The organism is Kribbella italica (assembly GCF_014205135.1).
Classification (GTDB): domain Bacteria; phylum Actinomycetota; class Actinomycetes; order Propionibacteriales; family Kribbellaceae; genus Kribbella; species Kribbella italica.
The window spans coordinates 5289603-5303268 of the sequence record NZ_JACHMY010000001.1; the positions used below are offsets into that span (position 1 = coordinate 5289603).

The following is a 13666-nucleotide window of genomic DNA, read 5'->3' on the forward strand; positions in this document are numbered from 1 at the left end:
ATCCCCGGCCGCATGACAGCCAACCTCCACCCCAGCGACTCCCCGCCCCCGTTCTGGTCTCGCCAAGAGACCACCGGTCGCTTGCTGTCGAAAAGCCGTCGGTTCCTTCAGCGCACAAACGTCCTGAAGAGTGCCGACCAAGTGCCGGTTCAGTTCATTGCCGAACACCCCCCGCGGCTCTAACTTTGCTTGCATGACGACGCCGACGAAGATCCTGTTGCCCGAGGACGAGATGCCGACCCGGTGGTACAACGTGCTGCACGACCTGCCCACACCCCCGCCGGCAGTGCTGCATCCGGGGACCGGGCAGCCGATCGGCCCCGAGGACCTCGCACCGTTGTTCCCGATGGACCTGATCCTGCAGGAGGTCTCGCAGGACCAGTACGTCGACATCCCTGGTGAGGTCCTCGACGTCTACAGGCTCTGGCGCCCCAGCCCGCTCTACCGCGCGCACCGCCTGGAGAAAGCACTCGACACTCCAGCCAGGATCTACTACAAGTACGAAGGCGTCTCCCCCGCCGGCTCGCACAAACCGAACACAGCCGTCCCCCAGGCGTACTACAACGCCAAGGCCGGCATCCGGAAGCTGACCACCGAGACCGGCGCCGGCCAGTGGGGCACCGCGCTCGCGTTCGCCTGCGCGCAGTACGGGCTGGAGTGCGAGGTCTGGCAGGTCCGAGCGTCGTACGACCAGAAGCCGTACCGCCGCGCGATGATGAAGGTGTTCGGCGCGACCGTGCACCCGAGCCCGTCGGAACTGACCGAGGCCGGCCGCAAGATCCTCGCCGAGGACCCGGCGTCGACCGGTTCGCTCGGGATCGCGATCAGCGAAGCCGTCGAGATGGCCGTTCAGGACGAGTCCGTGCACTACGCACTCGGCTCGGTGCTCAACCACGTCCTCCTGCACCAGACGATCATCGGCGAGGAAGCGTTGATGCAGCTCGCGATGGTCGGCGAGACTCCCGACGTGATCGTCGGCTGCACCGGCGGCGGCTCGAACTTCGGCGGCCTGGCGTTCCCGTTCCTCCGCGAGAAGTGGGCCGGGCGGCTGTCCCCGGTGATCCGCGCGGTCGAGCCCGAGGCCTGCCCGACGCTGACCCAGGGCGCCTACGCGTACGACTTCGGCGACACCCTCGGCATGACGCCGCTGATGAAGATGCACACCCTCGGCCACGACTTCGTCCCGGACCCGATCCATGCCGGCGGCCTGCGGTACCACGGGATGAGCCCGCTGATCAGCCACCTGTACGAGACCGGCGAGATCGAGGCGATCGCCAAACCGCAGTCCGAGTGCTTCGCCGCCGGCGTCCTGTTCGCCCGCACCGAGGGCATCGTCCCCGCACCCGAGCCGACCCACGCGCTCGCCGCCGCGATCGAGGAAGCCCAACGCTGCAAGGAGTCCGGCGAGGAGAAGGTCATCCTCACCGCCCTCTGCGGCCACGGCCACCTGGACCTCGCAGCGTACGACGCCTACCTGTCCGGCGCGATCACCGACCGCGCCTGGGACGACGCCGACCTCCAGGCCTCAGTCGCCGCAGCCCTCGAGAAACTCCCCGCCGTGAACTGACAGCGATCTCCCGCCGGCCACCTCCAGCCCACGCGCGAGCCTCCCGCGCGGCCGTCTCCGACCCGCGCGGGAGAAGCTCACCGGCCGCGCTTCCACCAAGGCTTGGGCGTCTTCGGAGGCGCGGCCAACCAGCTCTCCGGAATCTCCCACCGCTTCGCTTCCAACGTCGCGAAGTACTGCTCCTTGAGAGAGTCCGGCAACCAGTACGTCGCCCGGTGGTGATCCACCACCTCGAAGTACGTCGTACTCCGCCCCCGGCTCCACACCGTCGCGGCCGACGAGCAGTAGGCCAGCCGCGTGAAGTCCCACCGAGCCTGATCATCGTCCAGCGCAAACCGCCGCTCATGCACAGTGAACGGCCCCCACTTCTCCACCGGCCACCGCGCCGACTCTTCAATCAGCCCCTGCACCAGAGCCCGGTCGTCGGTCATCTCGTCCGGCAGCACCAACCGCCGCGGATCCAGCACCGCCTCAACCCCCCAGGCCCCCGCCACCTGCAAAAAGGTCTCCAGCAAAGCGAACCCGACCTCCGCCCGCCCAAACCCACCCAACTCGGCCCGCAGCGTCGTAATCGCTTCCTCCGGCACCCCACCAGCCTATCGGCCTAGCCCCCCGTCCCCCATGAGCACCAGCCCCCACACCAAACGCCAATGTCGAGAACGAGGACCGCACGCCCCCGCCCAAATCCCCACGCCCAAACCACCCAGAGCCGACCACCAACCGACCCGCCCCGGCGCCTGCCTCACACCGCGGGAGCTGCCTGACCCACAACCCCTTGAGAGCCCGTCTGCCCCACACCCCTGGGATCCGCATGCCCCACGCCCCGGCAACCGTGAACCGCGCACAGTGGTGCGTCGCTCCTAGGCAAGCCGCGCACTGCGGACGGCCGCCGCATGCTCCTCCGGCGGGACCTCGTGCAGCTTCTTTGTCGCTCCCGGCCGTCCACGTGATGCCGGCCGCTACCTTCGCTCGCGAGCCCACGGAAGCAGCCCTCGCCCACGCCACACCTGCCGGGACCAGCTAGGCCCCGCGCTGATCAGCCGGGCGCTGCAGGTGACCGGCCGTGGGGCCGCCAGTTCTGTTGGCCTCACCACCCGCACCCAGGCAGCCTTCGGCTAGCAGGTGACGGCGTCCGGGTGCGATTGGGCTCGGGCATGACTCCTGACGGTCGCACCCAGGCACTCGTCGGAACCAGCTGGTCCCCTGCGGCTGACCGGCCCGGACCTGCCGGTACGCCGGAAGTCGCACCGACTGGGCGCTGCGGTTGAGCGGTCGCCCGTGGTCGCCGGTCCTGCTGGCCTCACCACCTGCACCCAGGCCGGCTGCGGCTCGCAGCTGACGGCATCCGCGGCATGTCGGGGCTCCGGCAAGACTCCTGACGGCTGTACCAGGTTCGCCTGGACCGACAGGGCCCTGGCGGTGGTGCCGGGCACTCGCCGGGACGAGCTGGGCGCTGCGGGTAGGCGGCCCGCTGCGGCCGCCCGTTCTACTGGCCTCGCCACCTGTACCCGGGCCCGGCTTCGGCTCGCAGCTGACGGCATCCGGGGTTCGGCGGGCATGAGGATGACTGCTGACGGCCGCACCAAGCACTCGGTGGGGCAGTTGCGCGGTGGTCAGCATCAGCTCGGTCAGGCTGCCCGGGCAGATCGAGCGGCTTCCCCACGTGCCAAGGGGACAGATTGCGAGCATGCCCCGGGGATCGTCGCCGAGCTGTGCGTGCAGGGGTGTCGCGGGGGGATCGTGTGGAGGCGTGGGTCGAATGTGATTCGTCGTGGGATGACCGGATGTGTCGTGGGTAAGACCGGAAGCCCCGCCGTATCAACGATGGCCGTTGGGGCCGCGCTCGGTCGAGGGCCACGGGTCGGGGGGCCGTCCGATCGCCTGCTGGGGCAGGTGCGCGGGGCATTGTGGGGCAGATGGGCGGGGCAGGTTGGGGCATCGTGGGGCAGTTCGTCCACAGGGGTGGTTTTCGTGGTCACCGAGCGTGGTCGCGCTCCTACAGTTGCGGGCATGTCGGAGGTGAACGGATTGTTGCGGGATGCCCGCGAGCGGACGCCGTCGCGGCGGGCGCCGGGCGAGCACATGTCCAGGGGCGAGCTCGCCGAGGCGGTCTGTGGATGGTTGTGGGAGACGACCGGGATCGAGTACGACCTGGACGGGCACTACATCGCCAAGCTCGAACGCGGTGTCGTGCGCTGGCCGGGTGCGGCGTACCGGGCCGGGCTGCGGCAGATCCTGAACGTTGCTACGGACAACGAGCTCGGCTTCTCTCCGGGGAGTCGGCCGGGGCTGGGTGAGCTCGACACGAGCATCTCGTCGATGGTCGGGCTGGACGACGAGATGGTCCGGACGGCCGACGAGTCGGTCTCGATCCTGCCGCTCGCGGAGACCTCGAACGTCGGCGAACTGACCGTCGAGCAGTTACAGGCCGACATCGACCGGGTCTGCCGGCAGTACCTGCGCGTACCGACCAAGGGCCTGTTCCTGCGGACCCGCGCGATCCGCGACCGCGCCTTCGAGCTGCTCGCCGGGCGCCAGTCACCGACGCAGACCCGCGATCTGTACTCCGCGGCCGGCTGGGCGCTCACCATCCTCGGCTGGATGTCGGTCGACCTCGGCCGCCCCGACCTCGCCGAGAACCACACCCGTACGGCGTGGGCCTGCGCCGAAGCCGCCGACCACGGTGACCTGCGCGCGTGGGTGCGCGCCACGCAGCACACCGCCGCGTTCTGGCAGGACGACTTCACCCGCGCCGCCGAGTACGCCGAGTCCGGACTGCGGCACGCCGTCGGCTCGTCCAAGCTCTTCCTCTCCAGCGCTCTCGCGGTCGACCTCGCCCGCGCGGGCCGCATCGACCAAGCCCGTACGGCGCTCGCCGACGCCCAGCGAATCTCCGCACCGCCCGGCGGCCAGGAGCTCTTCGGTTTCCTCCTCTGCACCCCGGCGCGGGCCGAAGGTCTCTGGTCGGACGCCCACCTAGCCCTGGGCCAAGCCCGCGAGACCCTGTCCTGCGCCGAACACAGCACCGCGCTCTTCGAACGCGCCCCCGACTCCAAACGCAACGCCGGCGCCGAACGGATGGTCCGCCTCCAGCAGGTCAAAGCCCACCTCGAACTCGGCGAGCTCGATGGCGCCCTCGAGTCCCTCAAGCCCGTCCTCGACACCCCGATCGAGTTCCGCGTCCGCCCGCTGATCCACCGCATCAGCGAAATCAGCGCCATGACCCGCACCGACAGGTACACCGGCGAAGCCCTCGCCGCCCAGATCCACGTAGCCACCCGAACCTTCCTCCGCCTCCCCAAACGCCCCCAACCCGAGCCACTAGCCGACACTGCCTGATCCCCCAGGACCCCAGTGATCGCCCGGCCTCGGGCAGCCCGTCGGGCAGGTCCGTGCCCAACCCCGAGGGGCCGCGCCTCCACCGCCCACACCACGCGGCGACAGACCGGGCTCAAGTGCCTGACGCCCATCGACGATCGACGGCGCCGCCGGCCCGGCCCGGACGTTCCATCTGGCACCCCGCGGGCGCCCAAGGTCCCCGCCCCGCGTTGCCACTCCACCGCCAAGGCCGCTCGGACCACGATCGTCCCGCGCAAGCCCTACGTGTCGCATCTCCACCGCCCATGCCGCCCAGCCAAGGCCGCCCAGCCCCGCGCGTCGCCGCCACCACCGCTCGGCCAAAGTCGTCCCGTTCCGTCCATGCGCCGCATCTCCACCGCCCACGGCGTTTGGCCAAGACCTTCCGTTCCATCTCCGTGGGTCGCATCCCACCCGACGCCACTCAGCCAAGTTCTCTCCCCGTGCCGCGTCGCATCTCCGCCGCCCGCACCTGCTCGGCCGAATCGGCGCTTAATCCAGACCGCCGCACCCTGGCGTCACCGCAGGGTCGGTCTCATCGCGGCCCAGACATCCGGTCACCAACTACTCGAGCGCCAACGGCGGCTGCGCGTTCTCGACAAGACATCGGCATGCCACTGGCAAGCCTGGTGCCCGCGACCGGCATCGGGCCGTACCGCTCCCCAGGTGAGTGCCGGGGGTGGGTGTCCGGTGCGGGGGCCGGGGTGCGGGTGCCCGGGTGCTGGGGCCGGGTGCGGGTGCCCGGGTGCTGGGGCCGGGTGCGTGGTGCCTGGGCACGGTGCCCCGGTGCGGGCGCCCGGGGTGCGGGTGCCCGGGTGCTGGGGCCGGGTGCGGGTGCCCGGGTGCTGGGGCCGGGTGCGTGGTGCCTGGGCACGGTGCCCGGGTGCGGGCGCCCGGGGTGCGGGTGCCCGATTGCCCGGGTGCTTGGCGCAGGTGCCCGGGTGCTGGGGCCGGGTGCGTGGTGCCTGGGCGCGGTGCCCGGGTGCGGGCGCCCGGGGTGCGGGTGCCCGATTGCCCGGGTGCTCGGCGCAGGTGCCCGGGTGCTGGGGCCGGGTGCGTGGTGCCCGGGTGCTTGGCGCAGGTGCCCGGGTGCTGGGGCCGGGTGCGTGGTGCCCGGGTGCTTGGCGCAGGTGCCCGGGTGCTGGGGCCGGGTGCGGTGCCCGGGTGCGGGCGCCCCGGCTTTCGGGTGCCTGGGTGCGGGTGCCGGTGTGCGGGGGCCTGGGTGCGGGTGTCCGGGTGCTTGGTGCGGGTGCCCTGGTGTGGTGCCCGGGTACTGGGCCCGGGTGCGTGGTGCCCGGCGCGCTGCATGGGCGCGGCGCCCGGGTGCGGGTGCCGGGGCGCGGGTGCCGGGGCGCGATCGCACTGTCCGCAGCCGCGATCGAGAGCGCAACCCGCCGTTCGGATCGTTGCCCGGGCGGATGTCCGAGTGCCGGTGTGCGGGGCCCGAGTGCCGCGTCCGGGTGCGGTGCGCCGGCGCGGTGCCCGAGTGCAGTGCCGCGTGCGGGGGCCCGGGCGCGGTGCCCGGGTGCTGAGGCCTGGGCGCGGGTGTCCGGGTGCGAGGGCCGGAGTGCGGAGGCGCAAGGCCGGGTGCGGTGCCCGGCTGCGAGGGCGGGTTGCGGACGGGGCGGGTGCGGTGCCCCGGGCTCGGGTGCCCGGTGCTGATGCCCGGGGTGCGGGGACCCTGGTGCGAGGCCCGGGGCCTGGTGTCCGGGTGCGGGTGCCCGGGGTGCGGGGCCGGGTGCCCAGGTGCGGGCGCCCGGGGTGCGGGAGCCGGGCGCGAGGGCCGGGTTGCGGGAGCCGGGTGCGGGGGCCGGGTTGCGGGCGCCGGGGTGCGGGCGGGTTGGTCGTAGAGCGGCGGGGCGAGATCTTTGCGGCGAAGGCGAACGTGCAGCACTCAGTAACCGTTGGGGCTTGGGCTCAGACCGGCGGGGGTGAGCGGTGGGCGGAGTCGGTGCTGGGGGTTGGTGAGTGGTGCAGGTCCGGTCTGGCCTGCACGCCAGGGTGAGGTCTCGGTGGGCGGAGGGGCAAACGCTGGGCAGGTGGGTGGGGAGGGAAGGGCGGCGGGCCGGTGAGTTGGTGGGTCGGGCGGGCCAACGGGTCGGCGGGCCGGTGGGTCGGTTTGTGGGCCGAGCGTGTAGGTCCGCGGGGCGGGCGGGCCGGGCGTCGGCGGGTCGGCCGATCGGGGGGGGGGAGTAGGTGGTGGGCGGGTGGTGAGTACGCGGCTGGCGGTGGATTCGGCGGTTGAGGCGGCGGTTGGTGGTGCGGAGGTCGGCTTGCTCGGGTCGGCTGTTGACGCAGGGGCCGGTTAGTAGGCGCGGATTGAGTTCACGTGGGCTCGGGGGGTGCCGTTGGTTGCGGTGGCTGTTAGGCGGAGGGCCGATAGGGAGGTGGGGGCGGGGAGCGGATGGTGGTTGAGGCGGCGGCGGTTCGAGAGGGTGGTGGTCAGCGGGTGCCAGGTGCCGTCGGGGGTTCGGTACTCGAGGGAGTAGTCGCGCAGCAGCGTCGGGAGGATTTCGTACGGCGTGCGGTGGTGGTGGAGGTTGATCAGGTCCTCTTCGACGTCGTCGTCCAGTACGACGACCACCTCGGTGACCTCGACCGGTGATGGCCAGGTGAGGGTAATGGTGGGCGTCGGGTCCCAGGCGAGGTCTTCGGAGGACCAGAGGTTGGGGCCGCCGTACGGGCGGGAGTAGCCGCCGATGACCTTCGACGCGGAGTAGGCGTTGGATTCGCCGGCGCGGTAGCAGAGGCCGGCGCGCGGGAGGATGTGTTTCCAGGAGCGGAACTGTTCGGTGTACTGCTCGTCGGGTTCGGGGTCTCGGTGGGAGAAGCAGAGGGTGCCGGGGAGAGCACTGGCAGCGGTGTGGACGGCGACTGCGGGGTTGGCCTTCAGGACTACGACCGCGTTGCTGGGCACAGAGGGGTGCCAGGAGAGGGGGACGGAGACCCAGCGCTTTTCGCCGGCGGGGACTTCGACGGAGGCGGACGAGAGAAGGGCTAGAGGGAGGTAGTTCTGGGGTTTCAGGGGGTCGTGGAGTTCGACGGTGAGAGTGGTGGCCTCGGCGGCGTCCACCAGGAACTCAAGGCCGTCCAGCGAAGGATCGACGGGGAGGACCATCGCGAGGTCCGCGTCGAGCGCGAGCGAGCCGTCCGAGACCTCGACGGCCAGGCGGCGGAGGGTGGACGAAGCTTCGGCGGTGGCGGACAGCGCGAGGTTGGCCGGATCGGTGTCGGTCACGCCGAGAACCGACGCGTCGGCGCGGTGCAGGGCGTTGCGGACCAGGTCGAAGTGTTCGACGGCCAACGCCCGGGGTGTCAGGTCATTGCCCAAGGCAACCGAAGCGGCCACGCCGACCGCCTCGCCGAGCACCGCACAGGTCGCCATCACGCGCGTCGTACCGAACGCCACATGGCTCGCGGAGATGTTGCGCCCCGCCATCCACAGGTTGCGCACGTTGCGCGAGTACAGCGAGCGCAGCGGGATGTGGTAGTTCCCGTCCGGGTGCCAGTGCTTCGACCCGCGCTCGGTCGCGTACATCCCGCCGGGCGGGTGCAGATCGATCGACCAGCCGCCGAAGGCGACCCGGTCGTCGAACAGACGCTGTTCCAGTACGTCGTGCTGCGTGAGCACGTGGTCGCCGACGAACCGCCGGTACTCCCGCTTGCCCGGCACCGCCCCGATCCACTCCAGCGTCAGGTGGTCCGCGTCGAAGCGCCCCGAGTTCTTGATGTGGTCCCAGATCCCGTACACCGCGGCCTGCAGCTCGTCGCGGATCGCCTCGTTGTCGTCGACGACGTCGAGCGAACCGCCCCACTCGATCCACCAGTACGCACACCCGTAGGCGTCGGTCCGGATGATCCGCCGTTCCGGGATCGATGTCTGGGTGATGTCGCGGGCGAACGACGGCGGCACGAACCGCACCGGCTCGCCGGCATCCTTGGTGTAGAAGAGGATCGTGCTGCCGAGCGTGTTGTCGTCCGGCACCTCCGGGGCCCACGACTCGTCGTACGCCGACCGCGGCTCGCGCCCGGTGCGGAACTCGGCACCCGCCAGGAAACCGATCAGTCCGTCGCCCGAGCAGTCGGCGTACGCCGGGCTGTGGAAGGTGATCTCCTTCTCCGCGCCCATCTGCCAGCCGGTCACCGAGCGGATCTCGCCGTCGGCGGCGTCGACGGTGCGGACGTCGGTGTTGAGCCACAGCTGGATGTTCGGCTCGGCGCGAACGGCTTCGAGGACGACGAGGTCCCAGTAGTACGGGTTGCCCTGCGGGTTGCGGTACTGGTTCTCGACGAACAGCTCGCCCATGATCCCGGTCTCGCGCGCGAAGTGCTGTACGCCGTGCGCGGTCGCGCCGCAGACCCAGACGCGGACCTCGCTGCTGGAGTTGCCGCCGAGGACCGGGCGGTTCTGCACGAGTGCGACCGTGCGGCCCTGGCGGGCGGCGGCGATCGCGGCACAGACGCCGGCCAGACCGCCGCCGACCACGGTCAGATCGGTGTGGACGTCGAGCTGCTGCATGGGGAAACCTTTCGGTGTCTGCTTGTGGCGGGCAACCTGATCGGAGGCGGACTGAGGCGGGGGCCGGTACTTGGAGTGGGTGGGGCTGGATTCGAGGTTCAAGGCCGGGACGGGGGTCGGTACTTGGAGTGGGTGGTCCAGGAGCGAGGGCGGCGGGCGGCTACAAGTCGGGGTGTACGACGGGCTGCCCCGGCCCGTTCGGGTGGTTGGCGGTGAGGTGGTCGGGCACGCGCTGCGCGACCAGGACGAACAGCAGCCCCGCGGTCAACGTGTCGCTGGCGCGGCCGGCGAAGAACTCGGTCCAGGTGCCGCCGACCGGCGTACCGGTGTCGAAGGTGATGTCGGCCAGTTCCCCGACCGGTGACGCGACCACGCCCGTGATCGCGACCGACAGCGCGCCCTGCGCGGTCGAGCGGCGGACGAAGTCCAAGGTCGTCGGATCGGTGCCGGACCGCGTGACGACCAGCGCGACGTCGCCCGGGCCGAGCAGCCCGCCGGCGATCTGCGCGGACTGCGGACCGTCGAAGAACCAGACCGGGATGCCGATCCGCAGCAACCGGATGTACAGCTCGCGGGCCGGGATCGCGTCGCCCCACTCCCCGTAGATGTGCGTACGCCGGGCGCCCGCGATCGCGTCCGCGACCCGGGTCGCGGCGTTCAGGTCGATCGTCGCGAGCGCGTTGCGCAGCGCGTTGGCCTGCGTCGAGGCCAGCACGTTGAGCACCTGGTCGGGCGGGTCCGCCGGGCCGATCGCGAGCCCGATGTCGCTGGCCCAGCCGGCCTCCAGACCGCGCCCGACCTCCATCGCGAGCGCGGCCCGCAGCGCCGGGTACCCGGCGAACCCGAGCTGCGTGGACAGCCGCGTCACCGTCGCGGCCGAGGTCCGTGCGGCCTCGGCCAGCTTGGTGATCGAGCCGCGCGCGACGTCGTCCGGGTTCGCCAGGATCTGCTCGGCGACCCGCAGCATCGCGCCGTTCAGGTCAGGCAGCGCGCGCTTCGCCAGCTGCAACGGGCTCGGGGTACCAGCTCTGTCCACGTCGTTTCCCATCCCGCGATCATCACGTACAGACGAACTGGGCACTCGCGATCCCGTCGGTGTCGCCGAGCATCCACAGATGCGTCGAGGTCGGCCGCACACCCCTTCACCGAGGACTCCCTGCTCACTTGATTCCCGTATGGGTCATCGCGGCGATGAAGCGGCGTTGCAGCAGGACGAACACGAGCAGCACCGGCACGATCGAGACCACCGAGGCGGCCATCGTCAGCCCGGGCGCGATCGCGCCCTGCTCGTCGACGAAGTTGGTCAGCCCGAGCGGCAACGTGAAGTGCTCGGGGCTGCTGATCAGCACCAGCGGCGTCTCGTAGTCGTTCCAGGACCAGACGAACGCGAGGATGCCGAGCGCGCTGAGCACGGGCGTGGCCAGCGGCAGGTAGATCCGGCGGAAGATCTGCCACTCGTTCGCGCCGTCCATCCGGGCCGCCTCGGCGAACTCGGCCGGCTGGGCGACGAAGAACTGGCGCATCAGGAACGTGCCGAGCACGGTGAACATGCCGGGCAGGATCAGCGCCCACAGCGTGTCGTACAGGCCGAGCTGCTGGAAGTAGATGAACCGCGGCACGAGCAGCAGCTGGGCCGGGATGATCGCGGTCGCGAGGTAGAGCAGGAACAGCTTGTCGCGGCCTTTGAACGTCATCCGGGCGAAGGCGTAGCCGGCCATCGTCGCGGTCAGCAGCTCACCCGCGACCCGCAGGACGGCGACGAAGACGGACCGGCCGAACGCCGGCAGCACCGAGGTCTCGCCGACCAGCACGGTCTTGAAGTTGTCCCACTGGAACGGGTCCGGGATCCACTGCATCGGGATCTTGTACGCGTCGATGTCGGCCTTCAAAGCAGTCGAGACCATCCACGCGAACGGCGCCAGGAAGGCCAGCGCCAGGATCCACAAAGGGATTCCCCAAGCCCACTTTTTTGGAAGATAGAGCTTACTCATGCAGAGCCCTCCCTCGCTGGGCGCGCCAGGTCAGCAGCGTCAGGACCAGTACGCCGGCGAACGTCACCAGGCCGATCGCCGAGGCATAGCCGAACCGGTAGAACTGGAAGCCGGTCTGGTACATGTAGTACGAGATCGTCGTGGTCGCGTCGCCCGGACCGCCGGCGGTGATCAGCGCGATCAGGCCGAACCCCTGCGAGGCCCCGATGATCAGCATGACCAGCAGGAAGATCGTTGTCGGCAGCAACGACGGCCAGGTGATCGTGCGGAACTTCGCCCACATCCCGGCGCCGTCGATGTCGGCCGCCTCGTACAGCTGCTTCGGCGCGTCCTGCAGCGCGGACAGGTAGATCAGCGAGCAGTAGCCGACGCCACCCCAGACCGCCATCACGATCAGCGCCGGCAGCGCCCAGTGCGACGAGGCGAACCAGCCGGGCTCGAGGCCGAAGGCGCCGAGCACCTGGTTGACCAGGCCGGCCTTCGGGTTCATCAGCATCAGCCAGGTCATGCCGATCGCGACCGTGTTGACGATGTACGGCAGGAAGAAGATCGCCCGCAGGATGGCGCGACCGGGCAACGGCCGGTTGAGCGCGATGCCGAGCGCCAGGCCCAGTACGACGGTCAGCGGCACGCTCACCCCGACGTACACGAAGGTCAGGCCGACGGCGTTCCAGAAGCCGGGGTCCTTGGCGATGGCCACGAAGTTGTCCAGGCCGGCGAAGCTGATGCCGCCGAAGCCGGAGACCAGGTTCCAGTCGGTGAAGGCGAGCAGGATCACGCTGATCAGCGGGATCAGCGTGAACGCGACCACCCCGAGCAGGTTGGGCGCGATGAACAGGAAGCCGATCCAGCCGCGCGGGCTGATCCCCGGCTGCTTCTCGGTCCGCACGGCCGGGGCCGCGGTGACGGTGGCGGAGACCATCACGAGCTCCTCTCGGTACGGGCGATCGCGGCGTCGGCCAGCCGGCGGACGTCGCGGATCGCAGGGCCGGGGGCCTTCTCGCCCAGCCAGCACAGGTCGCGCTGCTGGCCGTGGGCGAGGCTGATCTCGGGGAAGCCGGCCAGCCGGGTGTCGGTGGCCAGCTTCGGCTCGGCACCAAGCACGACCCGGCGGAACGAGTCGACGTCGAAGTACTTGTCCGGTTCCTTGCCGAGCACGCCGGTGATCATCTGGTCGTCGGTGACGTTGCCGAGCGTGGGCAGCTTGCCGCCGGCCAGCATCGGGCCGGAGCCCTCGGTGAGCCAGAACTTCACGAACTCCCAGGCCGCGTCGGCCTTCGGGGACTTCGGGTTGACCATCACGAAGTTGTTGTACGAACCGCCGTTCCAGTCACCGCCGTCCACGGTCGGCGGTGGCGCGAAGGCGACCTTGAAGTCGTGCGGGTACTTCTTCGCGTCGTACAGGTACCGCAGGTTGAACGGCGCGGTCGACCAGAGGTGGAACTCCTGCTGCAGGAACGAGTTCTGCTGGTACGCCGCGAGGTGGCGGGCGAGCACCTCGCGCCAGGGGAAGGCCGACCCTTCCTCGATCATCTCCCGGCCGAGCGCGAACGCCTGCTCGAAGTGCGGGTCGCCGAAGTTCGAGCGGTCGCCGTCGTACCAGTAGTTCGGGCCGAGCTTGATCCGCGGGACGTCGGGGATCGTGTAGCAGCCGTAGGTCTGCGCGGTGGTCAGCTGCTTGGCCGTCGCGCGGTAGTCCTCGATCGTCCAGGCCTGCGGGAGCTCGACGCCGGCCTGTTCGCGGAGCGTCTCGTTGAACAGCACGAAGTACGGCTCCCGCGCGGTCGCCAGCGCCTTGATCCGGCCGTCGTCGAGGAACGCCCGCGGCTGGTCGGTGTCCAGGAACACCTTCAGCTCCGGGTCGGCCTGGACCCGCTCGGTCAGGTCCGCCGCCAGTCCGGACCCGGCCCGCAGCGCGAGATTCTCCTGCGCGTAGGTGAAGTACACGTCGATGTCGATCCCACCCTGCAGGGCGGTGTCGAGCTTCAGGTTCCCCCGGTCGTCGTTGACGAACCGCGTGTAGTTCACCTGGTACTGCGGGAACTTCGCCTGGAACGCGTCGACCACCTTCTGCGGCCCCGACGCCGCCGGCACCCCACCCCACACCTGCAGCACACTCGACTTCGCGCCGCTCGACGACGAACACCCCGCCGCAGCCGCCGCCACCGCACCCACCCCGGCGAGAAACCCACGCCGGGACAACTCGTTCCGCATCCTCACACCAACCCCTCA

Annotated in this window: 8 protein-coding genes; 2 read left to right on the forward strand and 6 right to left on the reverse strand. The window is 70.6% G+C overall.

Annotation, left to right across the window (positions count from 1 at the left end):
• The first annotated feature begins 193 nt into the window (after positions 1–193).
• Positions 194–1567, forward strand: a complete 1374-nt coding sequence (locus tag HDA39_RS24640) for a TrpB-like pyridoxal phosphate-dependent enzyme (protein ID WP_184798856.1) — start codon at positions 194–196, stop codon at positions 1565–1567.
• Positions 1568–1644: 77 nt separating this feature from the next.
• On the opposite strand, the gene HDA39_RS24645 is transcribed toward HDA39_RS24640, so the two are convergent.
• Complete coding sequence (locus tag HDA39_RS24645; RefSeq protein WP_184798859.1) at positions 1645–2154, reverse strand: hypothetical protein; 510 nt, start codon at positions 2152–2154, stop codon at positions 1645–1647.
• Positions 2155–3577: 1423 nt separating this feature from the next.
• Here HDA39_RS24645 and HDA39_RS24650 point away from each other — a divergent pair.
• Positions 3578–4906: an NsdA family TPR-like regulatory protein gene (locus tag HDA39_RS24650; protein WP_238356136.1), complete on the forward strand. Its 1329-nt coding sequence runs from the start codon at positions 3578–3580 to the stop codon at positions 4904–4906.
• Positions 4907–7229: 2323 nt separating this feature from the next.
• Here HDA39_RS24650 and HDA39_RS24655 read toward each other — a convergent pair.
• The 5 genes from HDA39_RS24655 to HDA39_RS24675 form a co-directional block, all read right to left on the reverse strand.
• Positions 7230–9443 carry an FAD-dependent oxidoreductase gene (locus tag HDA39_RS24655; protein ID WP_184798861.1) on the reverse strand — a complete coding sequence of 738 codons (2214 nt, stop codon included), beginning with the start codon at positions 9441–9443 and terminating at the stop codon, positions 7230–7232.
• 160 nt (positions 9444–9603) lie between these two features.
• Positions 9604–10491, reverse strand: coding sequence for a MurR/RpiR family transcriptional regulator (locus HDA39_RS24660; RefSeq protein ID WP_184798863.1), 888 nt, complete (start codon positions 10489–10491; stop codon positions 9604–9606).
• Between the two features lie 112 nt (positions 10492–10603).
• Positions 10604–11434 (reverse strand): carbohydrate ABC transporter permease, encoded by an 831-nt coding sequence (locus HDA39_RS24665; RefSeq protein ID WP_184798865.1) that lies wholly within the window; start codon positions 11432–11434, stop codon positions 10604–10606.
• Positions 11427–12356 carry a carbohydrate ABC transporter permease gene (locus HDA39_RS24670; protein ID WP_184798867.1) on the reverse strand — a complete coding sequence of 310 codons (930 nt, stop codon included), beginning with the start codon at positions 12354–12356 and terminating at the stop codon, positions 11427–11429. Before HDA39_RS24670 ends, HDA39_RS24665 begins: the two co-directional genes overlap by 8 nt.
• On the reverse strand, positions 12356–13648 hold the full coding sequence (locus HDA39_RS24675) for an ABC transporter substrate-binding protein (RefSeq protein ID WP_184798869.1): 1293 nt from the start codon (positions 13646–13648) through the stop codon (positions 12356–12358). The genes HDA39_RS24670 and HDA39_RS24675 overlap by 1 nt, the downstream gene beginning before the upstream one ends.
• Positions 13649–13666 lie beyond the last annotated feature (18 nt).